The organism is Cupriavidus sp. 01L43 (genome assembly GCF_056399925.1).
This window is the reverse complement of sequence record NZ_JBFTSH010000007.1, coordinates 123,411-144,902: the sequence shown is the minus strand read 5'-3', so window position 1 is coordinate 144,902 and position 21,492 is coordinate 123,411. Positions and strand designations below refer to the sequence as shown.

The window sequence follows — 21,492 nt, the reverse complement described above, 5'->3', positions numbered from 1 at the left end:
CCCCCCACGGAAGGTGCTGCAGATGACCGCAGCCTCCACCTCCCGACTCCCCGTGTTCGACGTCGCCGTGATTGGCGGCGGCCTGGTCGGCTCGGCCGTGGCCTACGGCCTGCGCAGCAGCGTGGGCACAATCGCCGTGCTCGACGAAGGCGATATCGCCCTGCGCGCCTCGCGCGGCAATTTCGGCCTGGTCTGGCTGCAGAGCAAGGGCTACGGCATGGGCGCCTACAGCCGCTGGACGCTGAACTCCACGCGGCTGTGGCCGAAACTGGCCGCCGGCCTGCTGCAGGAAACTGGCATCGACGTGGCCCTGGAGCAGAAAGGCGGCCTGACGCCGCTGATGGGCGACTACGAGGTCGAGGCGCGGCTGGCGTGGGTCAACACGCTGATGGCGCAGCCCGGTGTGGAGCCCTATGAATGGAAGCTGCTGGATCACCATCAGGCCGCTTCGCTCGTGCCCGGACTGGGCCCCGATGTCACCGGGGCGATCTGGACGCCGCACGATGGCATCGTCAATCCGCTCAAGCTGCTGCGCGCGTTCCATACCGCGTTCAGCACCAGCGGAGTCCATTACCTGCCGCACCACGGCGTCACGGACATCGTGCAGCAGCCCGGTGGCGACTTCGTGCTGACCACGCCGAACGGCACCGTGCGGGCGCGCAAGATCGTGCTGGCCGGCGGCCTGCGCAACGGCGACCTGGGCCGCATGGTGGGCATCGACCTGCCGATGGCCCCGCAGCGCGGCCAGATCCTGGTGCTCGAACGCACGCGCCGGCTGCTGGACACGCCCATGGTCACGCTGCGCCAGAACGACGAGGGTAGCTGGTTGGTCGGCGACTCCCAGGAAGAGGCGGGCTACGCCGAACAGGTCACCACGCTGCCGGTGCTGGCCACGCTGGCCGACCGTGCCGTGCGCACCCTGCCCGCCCTGCGCGACGTGCGCGCGGTGCGCGCCTGGTCCGCCCTGCGCGTGCGCGCCAAGGACGGCTTCCCGGTCTACGAACAATCGGCGACGCACCCGGGCGCCTTCATCGTCACCTGCCATAGCGGCGTGACGCTGGCCGCCACGCACGCGATGAACCTCGCCCCCATGATCGCCGCAGGCGAGCTGCCACCGGAGCTGGCCACTTTTTCGACCCGGAGATTCCATGTTCAGACGCATTGACGCGGCCGTCCTGCAAGCGACGGATCGCAAAGTACGGGTCACCGTGGATGGCACCGCGCTGGAATGCCGGGAAGGCGACAGCGTGGCGGCGGCCCTGTTCGCCGCCGGCGTGCTGGCCTGCCGCGACACGGCCGTGTCCGGCGCCGCACGCGGCCCCTATTGCATGATGGGCATCTGCTACGACTGCCTGGTCCGCATCGACGGCCGGCCCAACCAGCAGGCCTGCATGGCGCGCGTGCACGATGGCATGACCGTGGAACGCCAGCACGGCGCACGCGAGGTGGCGGCATGAGCCTCGACATCGACATCGACATCGACATCGACATCGCAACCTGCGACCTGCTCGTGGTCGGCGCCGGCCCCGCTGGGCTGGCTGCGGCAACCGAGGCTGCCGCGCTGGGCCTGTCGACGGTGCTGATCGACGAACAGCCTGCACCGGGCGGTCAGATCTATCGCGCCGTCAGCAGCACGCCGGTACAGAATCGCGCGATCCTCGGCGAGGACTACTGGCACGGCCAGAGCCTGCTGGAGCCGTTTGCCAACAGCGGTGCGCGCCATCTGTCGGCGGCAACTGTCTGGTCGATCAATGCGCGCGAGCCGCAGCCGGGTACGGCGGGCGATGGCCAACCCGCCGGCTTCGAGGTCGCCTATTCGGTGGCCCGGCCCGGTCAGGATCCGCAGGCCGCGCTGCTGCACTGCCGCCATCTCATCCTGGCCACCGGCGCGCAGGAGCGGCCCTTCCCGATTCCGGGCTGGACCTTGCCGGGCGTGATCACGGCCGGTGCCGCGCAGATCCTGCTGAAGACCTCGGGCGTGGTGCCCGAAGGGCGCACGGTGCTGGCGGGCGGCGGCCCCCTGCTCTACCTGCTCGCCTATCAATACCTGAATGCCGGCGTGAAGCTCGAGGCGATTCTCGAGACGACCGATAGCGGCCAATGGCGCAAGGCGCTGCCGCACGCCTGGGGCTTCCTTCGCTCGCCCTATCTGGCCAAGGGGCTGAAGCTGCTGCGCGCGGTTCGCAAGGCCGTGCCGATCGTGAGCGGCGTGACGGCGCTCGAGGCCATCGCCGGCGCGGGCGGTCAGGTCGCCGCGCTGCGCTTTCAGGCTGCGGGCCAGCGCCACAGCATGGCGATCGACCAGCTGCTGCTGCATCAGGGGGTGGTGCCGAATACCAACCTGTCGCGCGCCATCGGCGCCGAGCATGTCTGGAACGAGCGCCAGGACTGCTGGGAACCGCAGGTGGATGCATGGGGCGCAACGTCGATGCCGCACGTGAGCATTGCCGGGGATGGCGCGGGCATCGCGGGCGCCGTGGCAGCCGAGCATCGGGGCCGCATCGCCGCCGTGCATGCCGCTGCCGCGCTCGGTCGCATCGACATCGCCACGCGCGACGGCAAGGCGGCACCGCATCACGCCGCGCTGGCACGCGCCACGCGAGGCCGCGAATTCTTCGAGGTGCTCTATCGCCCGCTGCCGCAGTTCCGCCGCCCCGTGGGCGACACCATCGTCTGCCGCTGCGAGGAAGCCACCGCCGAACAGGTGCGGCACGCCGCGCGCATCGGCTGTCAGGGTCCGAACCAGTTGAAGGCGTTCCTGCGCTGCGGCATGGGGCCATGCCAGGGACGACTCTGCGGGCTGACCGTGACCGAACTGATCGCCGACGAACAACAGCGCCATCCGCGTGATGTGGGCTATTACCGGCTGCGGTTTCCCACCAAGCCGGTGACGCTCGGCGAGATTGCCTCGCTGCCGCAGACCCAGGCGTCGCGGGACGCCGTGGTCCGCTTCAAGAAGTAAAGCGCAGTAGGCAGCAACATGAAAACAGAAGCGCGGACCGGGTCATGCATGGCATCCCGCGTCCCGCCAGTCGAACCAGCACAGCGACGACATCCTGAGAGCAATCCTCAACCCCCTTATCGAGAATCAATCATGGCGTTTTCCAAGATCGTCCCCGCTCTCGCCCTCGCGCTGGCCGCAGCCCAAGGCATGGCCCAGGACTTGCCACCGGGCCCGATGCGGATGTTGGTCGGCTTCGCGCCCGGCGGTGGCAACGATGTCATCGCCCGCACGGTCGCCACGCAGTTTCAGCTGAACACCAAGGTCACCATCGTGGTGGAGAACAAGCCGGGCGGCGGCAGCACCATCGCCACCGCCGAGATGGCGCGTGCCAAGCCGGATGGCTCGGTGCTGCTGCTGGGCTCCGTCGGCGGCCAGGCCATCGCACCGTCCATCTACAGCAAGCTGCCGTACGATCCCATCAAGGGCGTGCAGCCGGTGTCGCTGGTGGCCAAGTCCGCCAACGCGCTGGTCGTGAACAATGACCTGCCGGTCAAGAACGTGCAGGAGCTGCTCGCCTACGCCAAGGCCAATCCGGGCAAGCTCAATGTGACGTCGCCGGGCAATGGCACGATTTCGCACCTGTCGGCCGAACTGTTCAAGAGCATGGCTGGCGTCTCCATCACGCACATTCCCTATCGCGGCGATGCGCCGGCGATGCAGGACGTGATGGCCGGCCAGGCGCAGATGACGTTCGCGAGCCTGCCGTCGGCCAAGGCCGGTGCCGATTCCGGCAAGGTGCGCATCCTCGCCGTGACCAGCACCAAGCGCGTGGAAACCATGCCGAACGTGCCGACCATCGCCGAGTCCGGCGTACCCGGGTACGAAGTCGTGTCGTGGTACGGCGTTTTCACGACGGGCGGCACGCCGATGCCGACGGTGAACCGCCTCGCGCAGGAGATTGCCGCCGTGGTGGCGCAACCGTCGATCCGCGATTCGATCGCCAAACAGGGCATGGAGCCGAGCGCGCTGGGCCCAGTCGAGTTCACGCAACTGGTGAACCGCGACGCCCAGAAGTGGGACAAGGTCGTGAAGACCGTCGGCATCAAGCTGGACTGACCCCACGCGATGATTCGGGCAGGGCGAGCGTCGGCGGAGCGCAGCGCTACAGCAGACGCTCCGCCTCTTCCAGCAGCGTCATGCGGGACAACATCGTGGCGCGCGCAAAGCGCACGAGCAGAAAGGTTCTCACCAGGCGGGGGTCGCCTGGAATGCTTGCGGTCAGGAATTCCAGGTCGTCGCCGGGCGCGGTGCTGTCATCGGGTTGAAGCACATTCATCCGGCTCAGCCGCATGCGCCGGCGCTCGATGAGGAGATAGGCGCCGGCGTTGGTGAGCGCTGCCTGCAGCCCTTCCATCTGGCGCTCCAGCGCATCGACTTGTCCCGCCGGCAGGGCGGTGTCGCCGTTGGCCGCATCGATCTGTGCGATCTGCGCGCGCAGGCGCTCCCGTTCCTCGGGGTCCGGCGAGACATCGCCGCCAAGCAGCGAACGCATGCCCACCCCCTGGCGTTCCAGCAGCCGCAAGCGCTCGCTGAGCAACGCCATCTCCTGCAGGCGCTCATCTCGCCCAATGCCCCCCGCCGCCGCACTGGCAAGGCCCTGCAGCGCAAGCTGGTCCAGCATGCGCGCCTCGATCTCCCTGTACAGCCCGGCGTGGCTGTCACCGCATATCCGAATCTGATGATCGTTGAAGCTGACCGTGGTTTGCAGCACGTCCGAGCGCATGACGTCGCCCTCCAGGGCCACGCCCAAGGTGCGCCGCTCGACCATTTCCATGCCGAGCACCGCAAACGCCTCGTCTGTGCCAGGTGACGCATCGAAATAGTCGCGCAGATCGGCGGCGCGGCTGAAAGCCAGTGCGACGTCCTGACCAGTGCCAAGACACGCGTGGATGTACGGGTCCGTCCCCCACGTCTCCGGACTCGCTTCCCGTGGTGCGGGAATGCCGGCCACGACCGCGCGTACGTGGTCGAGCGCGATGCGGATCGAGGGGGCCAGCCGCCGGGCATAGCGGGGCAAGAGCCGTAGGCGGGGACTTAGCCGGGTAATGCGCTCGGCCAGTTCCGCCACCTCCCGCCTGTTGTCCGCCTGCCCATCGGGGCCGCGGCGGCGGCGCCAGTTCAGAATGCCCATCACCATGCTCCGTTCAGGCGCGCAATATGACCTTCAGCCGCTACCCGTTGCGAGTCCGACACCGTCATGCAATCAGAAGCGCCTCGTATTCCGCCCGAAACTGTTGCAGCGAGCTTTCCACCACCGTCACGGCGCCATCGATCAGACCGCAACGGCCGCTGCCGGGCAGGATGCGACACAGGTTCTCCAGCGCTTCCAGATCGGCACGTACGCCATGGCCCGTGTCGATCCGGCCGAGCAATCGCATCATCTGGAAGGTGCCACCCTTGCAGGGCGGACACTGTCCGCATGAGCCCTGGGCGAAGAAGCTCACGTACTCGGAGACCTTGCGGACGATGCTGGTGCCTTCGGACACGACGATCATGGCGCCGGTACCCAGACGCGAACGCCGTTGACGCACGGAGTCAAAATCGAGTGCCACATCGAGATCGCGCTTCGTCAGCAAGGTATTGGACGGGCCGCCGGTAAAGACCGCCTTGAACTCCTTGCCCTGGAGCATGCCACCGCCATGCTCGAACACCAGGGCCTCCAGGCGGGTGCCCATCGGCAATTCATACAAGCCAGGACGCAGGACGTCGCCCGAAAGCGAATAGAGCTTGGTTCCGGCAGCATTCCCGATGCCAAGACCGCGATACCACTGCGCACCGTTGCGCAGAATGCCCGGTACGTGCGCCAGGGTCTCGGTGTTGTTCACGATGGTCGGTGAGCCATGCACACCGTGCTCGGCGGGAAAGGGCGGCTTGCGTCTGGGGAACGGGAATCCGCCCTCGACACTCGCGATCACCGCCGTCTCCTCCCCGCCGATGTACAAGCCAGAGCTGGGGATCACGTCAAGCGACAGCGGGCCGCCAATCAGACGCCCGAGTTCCGAGAACAGAGAGTGCCCCCGCCACTGCTCCACCGCCTGCCGCACCATATTGAGGGCCAACGGTTGATGCGGATTAACGTACAGCACGACATGATTGGCATGGGTCGCCGCTGCGGCGATGAGCGCCCCCTCGATGACCTGGTGCGGCGTGTGCTCCAGCAGATAGCGGTCCTTGAACGTACCGGGCTCGTCTTCGTTGCCGTTGCAGATGATGTATTTGTCGCCTGCAGCGGTGGCAGCGACCGGTGCCCATTTGCGATGCGTCGCGAATCCGGCACCGCCCATCCCACGCAGGTCCGCTTGTTCGATTTCGGCGAGGATGGCGAGCGGATCGCGCAGGGCCTTGGCCAGCCCCTCTCCGCCGCCGCATGCAAGCCAGGCGTCCAGGTCTGCGCCGACCCGGATATCGTCCCTCAGGAGAACCTGATTCAGCTTGTGCATCGCGCGCTCCGTGGGTCGCTCATCGGACGCCGCCGCTCGCGCCGCCCCACTTGCCCCGGCGCAACGCTGCATCGACCCGCAAGTCGAAATGGGCATAGCCGGGGAAGAGTTGCGGTGCCTTGACATGCAAGGGTAGCCCCGCCAGCGTCAATTGCCGCTGCCAGGCGTGCACATGGCCGATGCCTGCGCGGCCGGCCATGGCACCCGCGCCAGACTCCGCTGCCTTGGCGCCGGCACGCCGCCCCATGCTCAGGATGTCGAGCAGCGCGTTTCCCATCAGGCGGTTACGCCCGTGAATGCCTCCCGTGACCTCGCCGACGCAAAGCAGGCCGGGCACGCTCGTGGCACCGTCCTTGTCGATCGCCACGCCTCCGTTCTGGTAGTGGAGGGTCGGATAAACGAGGAAGGGCTCCAGTGCCGCATCGTGACCGCACTTCCGCGCGAGATGGCGCAGCGTCACGAGGCGCTTGGCCAGAATGCCGGGGTTCTCCATTTCCAGCGTCGGCGTGTCGAGGAAGACGCCAGTCTGGCCGTCCCGGTCAATGCCACGCCCCTGCGCGCATTCGCGCAGAATCGCCGAGGCCACGACGTCCCGAGGCTTGAGTTCGTCCACGAAGCGCTCGCCCTCGCCATTGATCAGCTTGGCACCGGCCGAACGCGCCGCTTCCGAAATGAGTCCACCTGCCAGGTGCGCCGGATAGGCGATGCCGGTGGGGTGATACTGGAACGAGTCGAGTTCGCGCAGGTGTGCCCCGATCCGATAGGCCAGCACCAGGCCGTCCGCGGTGGCGCCGTAGTGATTGGATGTCGGAAAAGCATTCAGGTGCAGCCGCCCCGCCCCGCCGGTGGCGAGAATCACGGCACGCGCGCGCACCAGCACATAGGTACGCGACTCCAGGTTATAGATCACGGCCCCGGCGCAGCGGCCCCGCTCGTCGGACAGCAGTTCGACCGCCGGGCAGCGGTTCCACACCTCGACTGCGGGATCGAGGTCCACCGCCTCGCGCAGCACGCGCATCATCTCCAGGCCGGTGTAGTCACGGTAGGACAGGATGCGCGCCGCCGAAGCACCACCGGGCTTCTTGCGCAGAAGGTTACCGCCCATGGGCCGGCCTTCCTCCAGGTCGAACATCACGCCAAGCTGGATCAGCCAGCGAATGACGTCGGGGCCATCCATCACCATCTGCGCCACGAGTTCTGGCTCGCCGCAGAAGTGTCCGGCGCGCAGGGTGTCCTCGAAGTGCAACTGGGGACTGTCGTCCTCGCCGACGGCCGCCTGAATCCCGCCTTCGGCCATGACGGTGTTGCTGTCACCCAGGCGCAGCTTGGTGGCGAGGATCACCTGCGCGCCCTGCTTTGCTGCAATGAGCGCCGCCGCGCAGCCGCCCCCGCCGCCGCCGATGATCAGGACGTCGGTGCTGATCACTTGCGCGCCGGCGATGTCGATATCGTCGATCAGCGCATTGGCCTGGAGATAGCGTGCGAGATCCGGCTGACAGGGGTCCCCCTGGTTCACGCCGATGCTCAGCGCCACACGCGCATTGAGCCCATGGTCGGGGTGATAGCCCTTGAGAAGCTCGTCGACAGAGGTGTCGTCGCTGCGGACCGTTGGTACCGCACCGGGCCGGTAGCGCTTGCGCGCGTCTTCGAAGGGAATGCCAGCGGGCATCGTTGTTGTTCCGATCAGCGTGGCGGCTGCGCGCCAGGCGCGTCGAAATCGATCTTCATTTCGCCGCGCTCGATCTGCTGCAGCCGGCGCATCAGGTTCGCCGGACGCAGCGACTGTGACGCGATCATCCGCCGCACGAACAGGCCGAGATGGTTGGGCCGGATATGCTCGGGGCAGGCCAGCGTGCAGAGGTTGCACATGACACACTCGTCGAAGACATCGCTCGACTCAGCCAGTTCGCCCGCCACGGCGAGATTGACGCCGCGCTGGACGTCGAGACCCTTCGGGCAGGCGCGATCGCAGCCGCTGCAGTGCCGACAATGGGAGGCTTCCGGGAATATTTCAGAGAGGGTGCGCAGCGCCTGCCAGCTGTCGCCGATTTCGTCCAGGCGATACCTGTGGCGAGACGAGACGGTGAAGTAATCCAGGAAGGCCACCTGCATGCCCGCTTCGACCAGCGTCTCGCATCCGAGGGCCGTCTTCACCTCCTGCTCGCCGCTGTGCCGCACCATGACGCGGCACGAACCGCAGACCCCCTGCCCCATGCAGCCAACGCCCTCGACCAGCGTCTCGCCTGCGTAGAGGAAGGCCTGCAGGATGGAGCAGTTGGCCGGCGCCTGGACCTGATGGCCTTCGATGCTCAAGCGTACCAGTCCCATCGGGTTGCACTCCGTCGTTCGCGGCGCCAACGCCACCTGGCGCTTCTATCGAAAAGGTCATATAAACCATAGCATATGAAAGGCTCACGAACTGCCACGCGGCCTTCACTTCACTTTCCGCTGATGTAGCGCGAAACCGGCCCAGGTTCAGACTCGATTCTCCAGGCACGACGGAGGTACGCCATGCGGCAACCCAAGATCGTCATCGTCGGAGCAGGACTGGTTGGCGGATCGGCGGCCCTGTTTGCGTCGGGGGCCATCCCGAGCGCGGAAATCGTCATCATCGATGTCGCACGCGTCCGGGCCGAAGGGCAGGCGATGGACCTCGCCCACGCTGCGGCATTCTGGGGACACAACCGCTTCTATGCCGGCGACTACGAGAACGCGCGCGACGCGGACCTCGTCGTGATCACCGCCGGCGTCGGCGTGAAGCCAGGGCAAACTCGCCTGGACCTGGCCAAAACCAATGCGGGCATCGCGACGGAGATCGTCGATCGCATCGCCCCGCTGGCCCCGGATGCGATCTACCTCATCGCGAGCAATCCCTGCGATGTGTTGGCCGCCGTCGTGTTTGACCGCCTCCGCTGCGCGCCGGAGCGCGTCATCAGCACGGGCACCTCGCTCGACACCGGCCGGTTGCGGTCGCTGCTCTCCGAGCGACTGGGCATCGTGGCGCCTGCGATTCACGCCCACGTTCTCGGCGAACACGGGGAATCCGCGCTGATCGGCTGGTCCGGCGCAACGGTCTCCGGCATGCCCCTGGAAACGTTCCTGGCGAAGAGCGGCAAGGAGCTTGGGCCTGCCAGCCGGGATCTGATCCTGCGCTCCGTGCACGAGGCTGCCAAGCTCATCAAGGAAGGCAAGGGCGCCACGCATTACGGCATCGCCAGTGCGATCGGGCGAATTTGCCAGGCCATCGTCCACGACACGGACCTCATTCTCACGGTCGGCATTGTGCATGCGGAAGTCGAAGGCGTACCGGAGGTATGTCTGTCGCTGCCGATGGTGGTCAATGGCAGTGGCGCGCAGTTACTGGCTTATCCGGAACTGGACCCCACCGAGCGCGAAGCCCTGCAGCGCAGTGCGCGCATCGTCAAGGAGGCCACCGACAGCGTGCGCCACCGGTAGGGGCATTGCACGCTTCGGACAAATCCGTTCGATGTCAGATCCTGACGGCTTCCACTCAGCTTGGCGGCGTCGGCGTCACGCTGGCACTTCTGCCGAAAAAGTCATATAAACCATAAGCAAAGACGACTGGGAAGGATCGCACCATGCTTGCAAAACTGAAAGCGGCGTTCCAATACTTCAACAGCGTAGTCCCCTTTAGACTCGGCCCCGCCCTGATCACGACGGTGGTGCTGGTCACCCTGCTGCTGTGGCCTGTGCCAGAGGGGCTCACGCCCAAGGCCTGGGGTCTGGTTGCCATCTTCCTGACAACCATCGTGGCGATCATCCTGAAGGTCATGCCGATCGGCGTGATGGCGATGATGGCCATCGTGGTCCTCTCGCTGTCGCAGGTGACCTCGACCTCGTCCAAGGGGGCCATCGCCGATGCGCTGACCGCCTTCGACAGTCCGCTGATCTGGTTGATCGTGGTCGCCATCCTGATCTTCCGCGGCGTGAAGAAGACGGGCCTGGGCACCCGTATCGGCCTGATGTTCATCGCCCTGATGGGGAAACGCACGATCGGCATCGGCTATGGGCTGGCCACCTGCGAACTGGTGCTGGCGCCGTTCACGCCAAGCAATACGGCGCGCGGTGGCGGCATCGTGCATCCGATCATGAAGTCGATCGCCACGGCATTCGACTCGGACCCGGCCAAGGGCACCGAGGGCAAGGTCGGCACCTACCTGGCGTTGGTCAACTATCACGCCAACCCGATCTCCTCGGCCATGTTCGTGACCGCCACCGCACCGAACCCGCTAGTGGTGGACTACATCGCCAAGGCAACCAATCAGGCACTGCATCTGAGCTGGATGAGCTGGGCGCTCTGCATGCTGCTGCCCGGCCTGCTATGCATGCTGGTGATGCCGATGGTGATCTATGTCTTGTCGCCGCCGCAGCTCAAGGCCACACCCAATGCGGTGGAGTATGCGCACGCCGAAATGGCGAAGATGGGCCCGGTGTCGCCGAAGGAACGGGTCATGATCTTCACCTTCGCGCTCCTGCTGCTGTTGTGGGCCAACATTCCGGCGATGGTGTTCGGCCCGGCGCTCACGCTGGACCCCACGGTGGTCGCCTTCGTCGGCCTGTTCGTGCTGATCATTACGGGCACCATCGACTGGGACGATGTACTGTCCGAAAAGAGCGCCTGGGACACGCTGATATGGTTCGGCGCGCTGATCATGCTGGCCGAGCAACTGAACAAGCAGGGTGTGATCGGCTGGTTCTCAACCGGCATGAGCAACGCGATCGTGGCCAGCGGCATCGGTTGGGGCGGCACGGCCGCGATCCTGGTAGCGGTCTTCGTGTTCTCGCACTACCTGTTCGCCAGCACGACGGCACACATCAGTGCGATGATGCTCGCCTTCCTGACGGTCGGCGTGAATCTGATACCGCCCGCGTATGTGGTGCCGTTCATGCTGCTGATGGCGGCCGGCTCGGCGATCATGATGACGCTGACCCACTATGCGACGGGCACCTCGCCAATCATCTTCGGCAGTGGCTACGTCACGATGGGGAACTGGTGGCGCGTTGGCTTTGTGATGTGCGTGGTCGAACTGCTGATCTTCGCGGTGGTCGGCACCGTCTGGTGGAAGGTGCTTGGCTACTGGTGAAACCGCAGCGATTCACCCAAAGACAATCGCCATCGATCTTGCTGTCTTGACAGCGTCAGTGTGGACAAAGGCGCAACGTCGATTTGCCAGTAGGCCCTCACCGGCGCCTCCAATGCATGGAGGACGATGGCCTTGATGACGCTGGCATGCGTGATGACCAGCGTGTGCGAGGCGGGGCTGGCATAGGGCCCCATCCACCGCCGCACACGTTCGCAAAACGCGGACAGGGATTCCCCGCCGTGCGCGACCATGTCCGGATCGGACAACCAGGCTGACAGTGCGGCAGGTTCCGCAATGCCGATTTCCTTGAGCGAGCGCCCCAACCATCTGCCGTAGTCGACCTCCCCCAGCGCGGGTTCGATGATCGGCGAATGGCCCAGCGCCATGGCGGCCTCCCGTGCGCAGCGTGCCGGGCTGCAGAGCACCTGGTCTGGCGCCCCGAGCGCGGTGGCGAGCCGGGCCACGTCGTCGGCCTGTCCGGGATCCAGGGATTCGTCGGCCGGAAACCGCCCGGCGCGCAGGGCTGCCGTGGCCGGTACGCAGAGCAATGTCAGGCGGGTTGTCACGTGTCAGGCCGTCCAGTCGATTAGAATGCACGCATATGCGCTGGGGAGAAGCCGGTTGGAATCCGGCACGGTCGCGCCACTGTATCGCAATCTGAAGCGTCGTTTCGACGAAGCAGGCTGCCAAGTCAGACCTCCCCAACGCCTCATCCATCCGTTACGGGACGCGTCATCCTCAAGGAGATCTGTCATGCACGCAAGCGCCACCCTTTCGCCGGCCATCGAGCCGGTATCCATCCCGGTTCCCGAACTGCTGCCCTGGGCCATCTTTGGCAGCATGCTCCTGCTGCTGGCGATCTACTTCGTCGGCGTGGAGGAAGGTGCCGCGGCCATCTTCAATACGATGTATGTGCATGAGTTTGTGCACGACGGACGTCACCTGCTCGGCTTTCCCTGTCACTGAGGACGCGCCGCCATGGTGAGAAGTCTTCTGGTCCGCGGCATGATCGCGGGGTTCCTGGCGAGCCTGCTGGCATTCGGTGTTGCCAAGGTCGTTGGAGAACCGGAGGTGGAGGGCGCCATCGCGTACGAAGCGCGGATGGAGCAGGCAATGGGCGGTAGCCACCAGCATGAGATGCCCGAACTGGTCAGCCGTGACGTACAGGCCGGGCTCGGGCTGTTTGTCGGGCTGGCGGTATTCGGCAGCGCGGTGGGTGGCCTGTTTGCGCTGACGTTCGCCTTTGTCTACGGCCGGATTGGCAAGCTGGGCGCGCGCCCGACGTCCGTGCTGATGGCGCTGCTTGGCTACATCGCGACCGTGCTGGTCCCGTTTATCAAATACCCACCGAATCCGCCGGCCATCGGCGATCCTTCGACGATCGGCCTTCGCACCGCCTTGTTCTTCACCATGATCGCCCTGTCGTTGGCGGCGATGGTGATTGCGGTCATCGTTGCCCGCAAGCTTGCGGCGAGCCACGGCACCTGGCACGCCACGCTGGGCGCGGCGGCCGTCTATGTGGTCATCGTGCTGCTGGCGCAAGGGCTGCTGCCGGAGGTCAACGAGATCCCCGACGAATTCTCAGCCGTCCTGCTGTGGCGCTTCAGGATGGCCGCCTTCGGTATCCAGGCCACGCTCTGGGCAGGTCTTGGTCTGCTGTTTGCCACGCTGGCACAGCGGCGGCTGGAGGAGCGACGCGGCGTCAGGCATGCCTGACGTCTGATAGCCGAGCCCGAACAAACATCCCCGCCGTGGCGGGGATGTTTGTTTTGGGCCGCGACAGCCTTGCCGACTAGTGCGCGCGCAGCGTCTTCGCAGCCCGATCTCGTTCGGATACTTGAAGTCGTCGAACGCGTCGAGCAGTTCATCGTCGATCTGGATCACGGAGGAGATCGTCGATGTCCGATTGTAGGAAGGCCAATCAATGAAGTAAAATGATCGTTATTCAAAAATACATGAATCTCAATCATGCTTGAACGCATTCACCTGGCAATCATCCGGGAAGTGGACCGTGAGGGCTCCCTGACAGCGGCCGCTTCGGTGCTGTGCCTGACGCAGTCGGCACTGAGCCATGCAATGAAAAAGCTCGAGTTGCAGTTGGGTACCGACATCTGGCTGCGGGAAGGCCGCAGTCTGCGGCTGACCCAGGCGGGCTCCTACCTGCTGGCGGTGGCCAACCGCGTGCTGCCCCAGCTCGATCTGGCCGAAGAACGGGTCCACCAGTTTGCGCAGGGCGAGCGCGGCACGCTGCGGATAGGCATGGAGTGCCATCCCTGCTATCAGTGGCTGCTCAAGATCGTCTCGCCCTACCTATCGACATGGCCGGACGTGGATGTCGACGTCAAGCAGAAGTTCCAGTTCGGCGGTATCGGCGCGCTGTACGGGTATGAGATCGACATGCTGGTAACGCCGGATCCACTCTACAAGCCCGGCCTGCATTTCGAGCCGGTGTTCGACTACGAGCAGGTGCTGGTCGTCAATCGCGGCCACCGGCTCGCCGGCTTGCCCCACGTAGACGCCGACGCGCTGACGAACGAAGTGCTGATCACCTATCCCGTGGCCACCGATCGCCTGGACATCTACAACCTGTTCCTGCAGCCGGCGGGCGTCACGCCCAAGCGCCACAAGACCATCGAGACCACGGACATCATGATGCAGATGGTGGCCAGCGGGCGTGGCATCGCGGCCCTCCCGCGCTGGCTGGTGGCCGAATATGCGGAAAAGATGGATGTCACGGCGGTACGACTGGGCCCGCATGGCGTCGCCAAGCAGATCTTCCTTGGCGCGCGGGAAAGCGACATCGAGATCGATTACGTACAAGCCTTCATCGAACTGGCCCGCCGTTCAGCGGACCTCGCCCCCAACTGAACGACGTAACGCCATCAGGCGCGCGTATCGCAGCGCGTCACCGACCCGGCATGCGTGAAAGCACCCAGCTTCCGCCCACATCGGAGTACAGCGTTTTCTGGCTCAGCCGGCCAGCGCCTGATCCAGCGCGGCTTGCAACGCGGCGCCATCCAGTTCCTGGCCGATCAGCACCACGCGCGTGCCCCGCGCTTCGTCAGCACGCCAGGCACGGTCGAAGTAGCTGTCGAATCGTTGCCCCACGCCGTGCAGCACCAGTCGCATTGCCTTGCCCGGGAGTTCGGCGAAACCCTTGACGCGATAGATCGTGTGGTCGGCCACCAGCTTCTGGAGCGCGCCAACCAATGCCTCGCGGTCAACGGTGCCAGCCTCCACCACCACCGAATCGAATTCATCGTGATGATGATCGGCGTGGTCGGCGTCGTCCGCGCTGCCATGATGATCAACGCGCAGGTGGATCGTCTCTTCCGACGCGCGGTTCAGTCCCAGCAGGCTGTTCACATCGAGCGACCCCGCCTGCGCCGGCACGATCTTCACTTCGGCCGGAATCTCGGGCCGTACCAGCGCCTCCACTGCGGCAATCTGGGCGGCATCCATCAGGTCGGTCTTGTTCAGGATGACCAGATCCGCGCTGGCGAGCTGGTCTTCGAACAGCTCGTGCAGCGGCGACTCGTGATCGAGGTTCGGATCGGCGCGGCGCTGCGCGTCTACCGCCACCGGATTCGCGGCGAACTGGCCGGCGGCGGCGGCGGGGCCGTCCACCACCGTGACCACCGAATCCACCGTGAACGCGTTGCGGATGCTCGGCCAGTGGAATGCCTGCACGAGTGGCTTCGGCAGCGCCAGACCCGAAGTCTCGATCAGCACGTGATCGATCTGGTCGCGGCGCTCGAGCAGTTGTTCCATGACCGGGAAGAACTCTTCCTGCACGGTGCAGCACAGGCAGCCGTTGGCCAGTTCATAGAGTTGGCCGGTGGGCTCGCCCTGCTCGTCGCAGCCAATGCCGCAGCCCTTCAGGATTTCCCCGTCGATGCCCAGCTCGCCGAATTCGTTGACGATGACAGCGATACGGCGCCCGTTGGCATTCTCGAGGATATGGCGCAGCAAGGTGGTCTTGCCGCTGCCCAGGAAGCCCGTGACGATCGTGGCGGGAATTTTTGCGGTTTGCATGGAATCACCTGATGCTTGAAAGTTGAAAATGGAAAGGGGTGGCGAGAATCAGCGGCGCAACCGCCGCCAGCCCACGACCACCCCGCTGACGGACATCACCAGACCCACCAGCGACAGCACCCACACCACCACATCCCATGACGGGCGATGCTGCGTGAGCGAAACGAAGTCATAGCTGTGTACGGCGTTGAACAGCCAGCGATAGAGACGGCGGCTGTCGTCACTGCGGCCGATGACCTGACCCGTCGAGGGATCGACATAGGCCCAGGTGTTGTCGGCGTCGTCGAAGGTCACGCGCAACACGGGCAGCCTGCGCGCGTTGTGGTGACTGTACCAGTAGGTGTCGGCCTCGGCCTGCATGACGCTGGCCACGACTTTAGCGTCCGGCATCAGGGTGCCGGCGATACGCGAGAGCATGCCCGGGTCCCAGCGCACTGGCGCACCACTGCCCGGATCGAGCACCGTGACAACGCCCTTGCCGGCGGTCACCTGCAACATGGGCGTGCTGCCGACCCACACCATACGGACCTCGCGCGCACTGCCGTCTGCCAGCGTGGCACGCCAGTCCGGCGCGGGGAACGAGGCCCCGGCATGCCCCGCGTAGCGCTGCAGGGCCGCGCCGTCGAAGCCGCGTCCGTTGAACCACTGGTTAGGATTGACGGAGAGCCATCCCGAGATCAGCCAGAACAGCAGGAACAGCGCGCCGACGAGCCCGGCCATGTGATGCCACGCCATCCAGCCGTGGTACGGCGAGACGCCCGCCATGCTGCCGTGCGCAAAGCGCCGCCGCACGCGTAGCCGCAGCCAGCCAATCCAGATTCCCGTGATGGCCACCACCACGCAGGGCCCGGACGTCCACAGCACCACCTGCCGCCACAGCGGCGGGTCCTTGCGGATCGGCGTGAAATACAGCCAGTGCGGCACCGAGCCGAGCCAGTTCCAGAACCGCTCCGCGCGATCGGTATCGCGCATGATCTCGCCGGTCTTCGCCGAGACGTATAGCTCGGTGCCGTGTCCGTCATCGACGGCGATGCGATGCAGCGGACGCCACGCGTTGAGGCCATTCGGCACGGTCCACTGGTCCCGTTCGGCGGTCTCGATCCAGCGCGCAGGCTTGCCGGCGAACTGCTGGGCAGTGGCCTGCGCCGTGGCTGCATCGACGCGCTCGATGACGCGGCCATCGGTTGCCGCCACGGTATGGGGCTGACCCTTGCCATCAACCATGCGATAGACGGGCAGGCTGCCCGCCATCTCAAGCCGCAGGCTGCGTGGAAAGCTGGACAGCCCCGCCGCCGCCATCGCCGCATCGGGCGTCGTAGCCACGGCACGCACATCGAGCGGCGGCAGGCTGGCCAGCCGCTCGGCATCGGTCAGCGCGGGAAAGCCGACGTACATCATCACCAGCCCCGAGCCGAACCACATCGCGATCAACAGGCAGCCGGCGATGCCCATCCAGCGATGGATCAGGTACAGCCAGCGCCGGATCTTGCGCCACATCGCCCGGGCCTCAGAAGTAGAAGTTGGCCGACAACTCCGCCGAACGCGGACGGCCCAGCAGCCATTGCTGGCCCCCGTTCGAGACCGATTCGGCGTAGTCCTTGTTGAACAGGTTGTAGACGCGCAGCGTCAGCGCCGCCTGCTTCGAGACACGCCACGACAGCGCCGTATCCACCGTCGTATAGCTCGGCACGCGCACGCGGTTGGCCGTGTCCGCGTAACGTCCGCCGACATAGCGCAGGCCCGCGCCGAACGTCCATTGCGGGATGAAGTTCCACGTCAGCCACGCGTTGGCGGCCTGTTGCGGCACGCTCGTCGGCACGTTGCCGGCGCGGGAGACCAGCACCCCGCCGACCGACTCGTTGAAGTCGTCATAGCGCGCGCGCAGCACGGTGCCGTTGACGTCGAGCCGCAGCCCGCGCAGCACTTCCACGCTGGCCGAGGCTTCCAGCCCGCGCGACGACTGCTCGCCCACCTGCTGGGTGATGGTCGGATTGACCGGATCGCGCGAAAGCAGGTCGTTCTTGCGGATCTCGTACGCCGCGAAGGTCCATTCGCCGCGATTGCCCCAGAACGCCTGCTTCACGCCCACTTCCACCTGCTTGCCGGTGGCGAGGTTGAAGTTGCGCTGCGCGTCGGACGTGGTGATCAGCGCGCCGAGCGGATCGGTCGCGGTGGCGTACTGGGCGTAGACGGCCAGGCTCGGGGTGAACTGGTAGACGGTGCCCACGCGCCACGTGGTGTTGGCGAAGGTCTTGTCCCAGGCCGAGCCGGCCACGAGGTCGGTGCGCGTCAGGTCAGCATGGTCGAAGCGCACCCCGCCGATGACCGACCACTGCGGCGTGAGGGCGATACGGTGCTCACCGAACAGCGCGTACTGCGTGGTGTTGCTGCGGAAGCGCGGCGAGGTAACGACGCCCGGCGGGCTGAAGAACAGGCCCGGATCGAAATCACGCGCCGGTACGGTGGAGGTGCCGCCATAGGGCGAGTTGTTCGAGTGGGTGAAGTTGACCTTGTTGACGTCGAAGCCCACCGTCGTGGTGTTATCGAGCCCGAACAGCTTGCTGCGCACCGTCATGTCGGCGCGGTTGCCCACCTGCTCCTGGTCATGCAGGATTTCCAGGTAGTCCCCGCGGCGCACCTGCGAGGTGGCCGGCAGATAGGTATAGGTCTCGCTGTCGCGCCAGTGACGGTGGCTGGTCAGGTAGTAGAACTGGTTGCGCACGGTGACGCGGTCGTTCGGCGTCCATTCGGCGTTCAAGCGCGTCCAGCGGTCGCGATAGCTGATCTCGGCATCGCCAACGTTGTAGTTCTTCTTGCGCAGCGAGCGGTCCAGGCTGCCGTTGACCAGCGGCGTGCCGAGGTATTGCTGCGGATGCTGGGTGCCGTCGTCATAGGACAGCGTCAGGTTGAATTCCGGATTCACGTCCAGCCGCACGGACGCCGACACCATCAGGTTGTTGGCATCGCCCCGATCCACCCAGCCAGCCGTCCGGTTGTAGGCCGTGGCGAAGCGGTACGACAGGTTGTCGTTGACCTTGCCGCCACTGTCGAAGGCCACGCGCGCGGTCTTCTCGGTGCCGCCCGTGATCTGGAGTTCGTTCTCGATCGGGCCTCGGATCGGCTTCTTCTGCACCACATTGACCACGCCGCCGATCGCCCCTTCGCCATACATGACCGATGCGGGGCCGCGCAGGACCTCGATGCGGTCTACCGACCACGTATCGAACGGAAAGGTCACCGTACCGGAGGCCACGTACATGCGCGTGCCGTCCAGCAGCTGCATGACCGAGCCCTGCCCGGCGAAGCCGCGCGCGGTCAGCGAGGTGCCGCCGTTGCCCGGCGACGGATTGCCGGTGATGCCGGTTGCCCGGGTCACGGCCTCGCGCACGCTCTGGTCGCCCCGCGCGCGGATGGTCTCGCCGCTGATGACTTCGACGCTGGCCGGCGTCTCGAGCGGCGTCAGGCCCATGCGGCTGCCCGTGTATTCGGGTTTCGAGAGCGCCAGGCCGGGATCGACGGCCTCACTGACGACCACGGGCGGCAGTGACGTGTCCTTCTGTTCGGAGGTTTCCTGCGCGAAAGCACAGGGAAGATTGAGGCCGGCCACGGCACCAAGTGATGCAGCCAGCACACGCGGTCGACGCCCACGCGCAGGGCGTGACGAAATCTGGGCCGAGCGCGGGCGGCCAGCGGAATGCGCGAACAAGTTGTATGTCATCGTGAAGCCGGACGACCCCGTCCGTGCGAAAGATTTCGATGATGACAACAGGCCGGTATCCGGGCTGACAGGCGGGGAGCGTGCGCTCCCGGGAATCCGTCGCCTTCCCACGCGATGACAACGATGACAATCGCGCAGTGGCCGCCGATCCGATGGATCGACATGACAGTTCCCGAACCTGCTTACCGTTGCGGGGGCAGCACAGGCTTGGTCGCGGCTCGGCGACGTACCTGTTTCCCGTTTAACCCACGAGCATCGCGGGCACCTGCAATCACGGGCGGCACAGGGGACGTGCCGCGGTGCGCATTCTACCCGTAACGGACGGTTACAAAGCGCACATGCTGATCTGGGGAGCACGAAGGCGTGAGAGCGGGATGACCCGGCGGGTGCGCCCGATAACTCACATGACTACTGTTCATGGATTGTTGAAATAAATCCATTTTACTTCATCGATGCACATCCATACGATTGGCATGTCGCGTGAGCCTCGCAACAGATGAAAGCAAAAATGACACGTCCACTCCGTCTAGTAGCGGTTTCCGGCGGGCTACAACGCCCCTCCAAGTCTGCAGCCCTGGCAGAGCACCTGCTAGACCTGATCGCAGACGAACTTCCGTGCGAACAGCGCTTGGTTGAACTGGGCCAGCTCGCACCGCGGCTTGCCGGTGCGGTCTGGCGCACCCACTTGCCCGACACGGTGGAGCGGGAACTTGCGGCGGTTGAGCAAGCTGACGTCCTGGTGGTGGCAACACCGGTGTTCCGCGGCTCCTACACCGGACTGTTCAAGCACTTCTTCGACTTCATTCATCAGGACGCCTTGATCGACAAGCCTGTGTTGTTGGCTGCCACCGGTGGCAGCGAGCGCCATGCCCTGGTGATCGACCACCAGTTGCGGCCGCTGTTCAGCTTCTTCCAGGCGCGCACATTGCCGCTGGGTGTCTACGCGACCGATAAGGATTTCGTCGACTACCGCCTGCAGAACCAGGCCCTCATCGAGCGGGCCAGGCTGGCAATCCAACGGGCACTGCCGTTGGTCGAACTGACGCACCACGCAAGGCCCGCTCTGGCCGAGGAAGTGGTTGTGGCCTGAAACAAGAATCGACTTCTCTCAAAAATTAGGTCACTGGATCGCAATGAACAAAGAACTTGTCTTTAGCCTCAAGAGCATTCTTTTCGATGAAAACTATCAGCCATCGGACAGTACGCGCGTAACCACCAATTTTGCCAACCTGGCCCGGGGAAAGAGTAGGCAACAGAATCTGCGCAACACGTTGAGGATGATTGACAATCGCTTCAATGACCTGGCGCATTGGGACAATCCGACCGGAGATCGCTACGCTGTCGAGCTCGAGATCATCTCCGTGGAGATGAGTGTCGACGCCAAGCGCGGCAACGATGCATTTCCGTTGATCGAGATACTGAAAACCTGCATTCTCGACAAGAAAACGCACAAACGCATCGACGGCATCGTGGGGAATAACTTCTCCTCCTACGTACGCGATTACGACTTCAGTGTCTTGCTTCCAAGGTACAACGTTGATCGAGCGGAATTCCGCACGCCAGACGATTTTGGTGACTTGCATGGAAAGCTGTTCAAGCAGTTTGCTGCTTCAAGCACTTACAAGGAGCGCTTTCACAAGCCGCCTGTCATCTCCATTAGTGCCTCGACCAGCAAGACCTATCAGCGGACCGGAAACCAGCACCCCGTACTGGGTGTCGAGTATGAACAGAATGAACTGTCCTCGACCGACCGATACTTCGCAAAGATGGGGATGCAGGTTCGTTTCTTCATGCCTCCGAATGGCGTTGCACCCTTGGCTTTCTACTTTTTCGGCGATCTTCTGGGCGACTACACAGATCTCGAGTTGATCGGCACCATCAGCACAATGGAAACCTTTCAGAAGATTTATCGCCCCGAGATTTACAACGCCAATTCTGCAGCAGGGAAACGCTATCAACCGAGCCTGAAGAACCAGGATTACTCGTTGACGCAGATTGTCTATGACCGGGAAGAACGCAGCCAGCTGGCTGTCCAGCAGGGGAAATTTGCGGAGGAGAACTTCATCAAGCCGTACAAGAACGTCCTTGATCAATGGTCGGCCAATTTCGCGCTCTGACCCCATAACACGCCATCCCGTGGCTGCTCGGGAAAAACGGTCCCGAAGTACGCTTGCCACACCCATCGTTGCT

Annotated in this window: 19 protein-coding genes and 1 riboswitch; of the genes, 11 read left to right on the top strand and 8 right to left on the bottom strand. The window is 64.9% G+C overall.

Annotation, left to right across the window (positions count from 1 at the left end):
• The first annotated feature begins 22 nt into the window (after positions 1-22).
• From AC1DP9_RS14295 to AC1DP9_RS14280, 4 genes are all read left to right on the top strand, one after another.
• A complete protein-coding gene (locus AC1DP9_RS14295) occupies positions 23-1,165 on the top strand; it encodes an NAD(P)/FAD-dependent oxidoreductase (RefSeq protein WP_477107713.1) in 1,143 nt (380 codons plus the stop codon).
• Positions 1,149-1,457 carry a (2Fe-2S)-binding protein gene (locus tag AC1DP9_RS14290; protein ID WP_218158036.1) on the top strand — a complete coding sequence of 103 codons (309 nt, stop codon included), beginning with the start codon at positions 1,149-1,151 and terminating at the stop codon, positions 1,455-1,457. The genes AC1DP9_RS14295 and AC1DP9_RS14290 overlap by 17 nt, the downstream gene beginning before the upstream one ends.
• Positions 1,454-2,962 carry an FAD-dependent oxidoreductase gene (locus AC1DP9_RS14285; RefSeq protein ID WP_477107712.1) on the top strand — a complete coding sequence of 503 codons (1,509 nt, stop codon included), beginning with the start codon at positions 1,454-1,456 and terminating at the stop codon, positions 2,960-2,962. Before AC1DP9_RS14290 ends, AC1DP9_RS14285 begins: the two co-directional genes overlap by 4 nt.
• Before the next feature lie 132 nt (positions 2,963-3,094).
• The gene (locus AC1DP9_RS14280; RefSeq protein WP_441592623.1) at positions 3,095-4,060 is read left to right on the top strand and encodes a Bug family tripartite tricarboxylate transporter substrate binding protein; all 966 of its coding nucleotides are present in this window, start codon (positions 3,095-3,097) and stop codon (positions 4,058-4,060) included.
• A 46-nt stretch (positions 4,061-4,106) separates the two neighbouring features.
• On the opposite strand, the gene AC1DP9_RS14275 is transcribed toward AC1DP9_RS14280, so the two are convergent.
• From AC1DP9_RS14275 to AC1DP9_RS14260, 4 genes are all read right to left on the bottom strand, one after another.
• Entirely contained in the window at positions 4,107-5,135 is a 1,029-nt protein-coding gene (locus AC1DP9_RS14275; protein ID WP_477107711.1) for a hypothetical protein, read from the bottom strand.
• Between the two features lie 64 nt (positions 5,136-5,199).
• On the bottom strand, positions 5,200-6,444 hold the full coding sequence (locus AC1DP9_RS14270) for a complex I 51 kDa subunit family protein (RefSeq protein WP_477107710.1): 1,245 nt from the start codon (positions 6,442-6,444) through the stop codon (positions 5,200-5,202).
• Positions 6,445-6,463: 19 nt separating this feature from the next.
• A complete protein-coding gene (locus AC1DP9_RS14265; protein ID WP_477107709.1) occupies positions 6,464-8,113 on the bottom strand; it encodes an FAD-binding protein in 1,650 nt (549 codons plus the stop codon).
• 14 nt (positions 8,114-8,127) lie between these two features.
• Positions 8,128-8,766, bottom strand: coding sequence for a 4Fe-4S dicluster domain-containing protein (locus tag AC1DP9_RS14260; RefSeq protein ID WP_454758136.1), 639 nt, complete (start codon positions 8,764-8,766; stop codon positions 8,128-8,130).
• 189 nt (positions 8,767-8,955) lie between these two features.
• On the opposite strand from AC1DP9_RS14260, the gene AC1DP9_RS14255 reads away from it, so the two are divergent.
• Positions 8,956-9,900, top strand: a complete 945-nt coding sequence (locus tag AC1DP9_RS14255; RefSeq protein ID WP_441592626.1) for a lactate/malate family dehydrogenase — start codon at positions 8,956-8,958, stop codon at positions 9,898-9,900.
• Positions 9,901-10,043: 143 nt separating this feature from the next.
• Entirely contained in the window at positions 10,044-11,549 is a 1,506-nt protein-coding gene (locus tag AC1DP9_RS14250; protein ID WP_477107708.1) for a DASS family sodium-coupled anion symporter, read from the top strand.
• On the opposite strand, the gene AC1DP9_RS14245 is transcribed toward AC1DP9_RS14250, so the two are convergent.
• Positions 11,540-12,115, bottom strand: a complete 576-nt coding sequence (locus tag AC1DP9_RS14245) for a histidine phosphatase family protein (RefSeq protein ID WP_477107707.1) — start codon at positions 12,113-12,115, stop codon at positions 11,540-11,542. The genes AC1DP9_RS14250 and AC1DP9_RS14245 overlap by 10 nt on opposite strands.
• A 187-nt stretch (positions 12,116-12,302) precedes the next feature.
• Between AC1DP9_RS14245 and AC1DP9_RS14240 the strand changes: the two genes are divergently transcribed.
• The 3 genes from AC1DP9_RS14240 (at position 12,303) to AC1DP9_RS14230 (ending at position 14,417) form a co-directional block, all read left to right on the top strand.
• Positions 12,303-12,515: a CbtB domain-containing protein gene (locus AC1DP9_RS14240; RefSeq protein WP_441592629.1), complete on the top strand. Its 213-nt coding sequence runs from the start codon at positions 12,303-12,305 to the stop codon at positions 12,513-12,515.
• A gap of 12 nt (positions 12,516-12,527) precedes the next feature.
• Entirely contained in the window at positions 12,528-13,265 is a 738-nt protein-coding gene (locus AC1DP9_RS14235) for a CbtA family protein (protein ID WP_477107706.1), read from the top strand.
• Between the two features lie 252 nt (positions 13,266-13,517).
• A complete protein-coding gene (locus AC1DP9_RS14230) occupies positions 13,518-14,417 on the top strand; it encodes a LysR family transcriptional regulator (protein ID WP_441592631.1) in 900 nt (299 codons plus the stop codon).
• A gap of 102 nt (positions 14,418-14,519) precedes the next feature.
• Here AC1DP9_RS14230 and cobW read toward each other — a convergent pair whose 3' ends face one another.
• The 3 genes from cobW to AC1DP9_RS14215 are packed head-to-tail and all read right to left on the bottom strand — an operon-like array spanning position 14,520 to position 19,215.
• Positions 14,520-15,584, bottom strand: coding sequence for a cobalamin biosynthesis protein CobW (cobW, locus tag AC1DP9_RS14225; protein WP_477107705.1), 1,065 nt, complete (start codon positions 15,582-15,584; stop codon positions 14,520-14,522).
• 48 nt (positions 15,585-15,632) lie between these two features.
• Positions 15,633-17,081, bottom strand: a complete 1,449-nt coding sequence (locus AC1DP9_RS14220) for a PepSY domain-containing protein (protein WP_477107704.1) — start codon at positions 17,079-17,081, stop codon at positions 15,633-15,635.
• A 10-nt stretch (positions 17,082-17,091) separates the two neighbouring features.
• Positions 17,092-19,215 carry a TonB-dependent receptor gene (locus AC1DP9_RS14215; protein WP_477107703.1) on the bottom strand — a complete coding sequence of 708 codons (2,124 nt, stop codon included), beginning with the start codon at positions 19,213-19,215 and terminating at the stop codon, positions 17,092-17,094.
• A gap of 120 nt (positions 19,216-19,335) precedes the next feature.
• Positions 19,336-19,586: riboswitch (cobalamin riboswitch) on the bottom strand.
• A gap of 224 nt (positions 19,587-19,810) precedes the next feature.
• Here AC1DP9_RS14215 and msuE point away from each other — a divergent pair.
• Together msuE and AC1DP9_RS14205 are read left to right on the top strand one after the other, a co-directional pair.
• Positions 19,811-20,392: an FMN reductase gene (msuE, locus tag AC1DP9_RS14210; protein WP_092295787.1), complete on the top strand. Its 582-nt coding sequence runs from the start codon at positions 19,811-19,813 to the stop codon at positions 20,390-20,392.
• 43 nt (positions 20,393-20,435) lie between these two features.
• Complete coding sequence (locus AC1DP9_RS14205; RefSeq protein ID WP_477107702.1) at positions 20,436-21,419, top strand: DUF1852 domain-containing protein; 984 nt, start codon at positions 20,436-20,438, stop codon at positions 21,417-21,419.
• Positions 21,420-21,492 lie beyond the last annotated feature (73 nt).